Source organism: Streptomyces sp. NPDC041940, assembly GCF_055589465.1.
Window position 1 is genome coordinate 1 of sequence record NZ_JBVJBP010000048.1, and the last position, 2,023, is coordinate 2,023.

At 67.8% G+C, this 2,023-nt stretch carries 1 protein-coding gene; it reads right to left on the minus strand.

The window, feature by feature from the left end:
* On the minus strand, positions 1–2,023 hold a 2,023-nt coding region (locus ACZ6I3_RS39315), incomplete at both ends, for a condensation domain-containing protein (protein WP_469421123.1).

Genomic DNA, 2,023 nt, shown 5'->3' on the forward strand with positions numbered 1-2,023 from the left:
CCCCCACCCGCACATCAGGATCCGCCACCAAACCCTCCAACAAACGCCCGAACCAACCCACCAAACGCTCAGCCGACCCCGCATCAAAAACATCGGCAGCCGCAATCAGCCGAACGGTCAGGCCGGACGGTGCACCTTCGGTGTCGAAGACCTCGGTGGCCATCACGTCCAGGTCGAACTTGGCCGTGGCAGACCCCGCAGCCCCGGACACCCCGGCGGCCTGCAACCCGGGCAGATCGACGGCCGCCTGCGCGTTGTTCTGCAACGTCAACATCACCTGGAACAACGGATGCCGCGCCAGCGAACGCACCGGCGCCAGCTCCTCCACCAACCGCTCGAACGGCACATCCTGATGCCCGAACGCGCCCAGACTCCTCTCCCGGACCCGCTCCAACACCTGCGCGAACGTCGGATCCCCCGACAGATCCGTCCGCACCACCAGCGTGTTCACGAAGAACCCGACCAGATCATCCAGCGCCTCATCCGTACGACCAGCGACCGCCGAACCAATCGGGATGTCCGTACCCGCACCCAACCGCGACAACGTCACCGCCAACGCCGCCTGAAGCACCATGAACACCGTCACACCACGCTCACGCGCCACCTCACGCAACCGCGCATGCACCCCAGCCGGCACCTCCAGCCCCACCGCATGCCCCTCATGCGAAGCAACCACCGGACGCGACCGGTCATACGGCAACGCCAACTCCTCCGGCACCCCCGCCAACGCCCCACGCCAGAACCCCACCTGACGCGACAGCACACTCCCAGGGTCACTCTCCTCACCGAGCAACTCCCGCTGCCACAACGCATAGTCCGCGTACTGCACCGGCAACGACGCCCACACCGGCGCCCGACCCTCACACCGCGCCCCATACGCAGACGTCAAATCACGCACCAGAGGAGCCGACGACCAGCCGTCACCCGCGATGTGATGCACCACCACCGACAACACATGCTCATCCGGACCCACCGAGAACAACCGTGCCCGCAAGGGGATTTCCGCGCCCAGATCGAAGGCATACCGCGCCGCCTCCGCCACCGCACCGTCCACTTCCTCCGCGCTCACATCGGTGACGGTCAGCGAGAACCCGGTCTCCTCGACCGACAGAATCCGCTGATACGGCTCACCGTCGGCGACCGCGAACACCGTCCGCAGCACCTCATGGCGCTCCAGGACATCGCGGAGGGCTTCCTCCAGCGCCTGCTGGTCCAGTGCCCCGGTCAGCCGCACACCGATCGGGATGTTGTAGGTCGCACTCGGGCCTTCCAGCTGGCCGAGGAACCACAGCCGGCGCTGCGCGTACGACAACGGCACCCGCTGCGGACGGCCCCCCGCCACCAACGCCGGACGCGCCACTTCGGCCTGACCCAGCCTCGCCGCAAGCCCCGCCGGCGTCGGCACCTCGAACAACGTCCGCAGCGCCACCTCCACACCCAGCACCGCACGCACCCGACTCACCAAACGCGTCGCCAACAGCGAATGCCCACCCAGAGCGAAGAAATCGTCCTCAACACCCACCTGGTCCAGACCCAGCACCTGCGCGAACGCCTGGCACAGAATCTCCTCCTGCACCGTGACCGGCAGCCGACCAATGGCAGCCGTGTAGGCAGGTGCGGGCAGCGCCTTGCGGTCGAGTTTGCCGTTGACCGTCAACGGCAACGCGTCGAGGACGACGACCGCCGAGGGAACCATGTGCTCCGGCAACCGCTCACCCACAAGGTCACGCAGCTCGGACTCCGCAGCATCCCCCACCACATACGCCACCAGACGCCTGTCACCGGGAACATCCTCACGAGCGATCACCGCCGCCTGCGCCACCTGCGGATGCGCGGCCAGCACCGCCTCGACCTCACCCGGCTCGATCCGGAACCCCCGGACCTTCACCTGCTCATCCACACGCCCCGCGAACACCAGCCGCCCATCGGCCGACCACCGCGCACGGTCCCCCGTCCGATACATCCGCCCACCAGCCGGACCGAACGGACACGCGACAAACCGCTCCCCCGTCAGCCCAGGCCG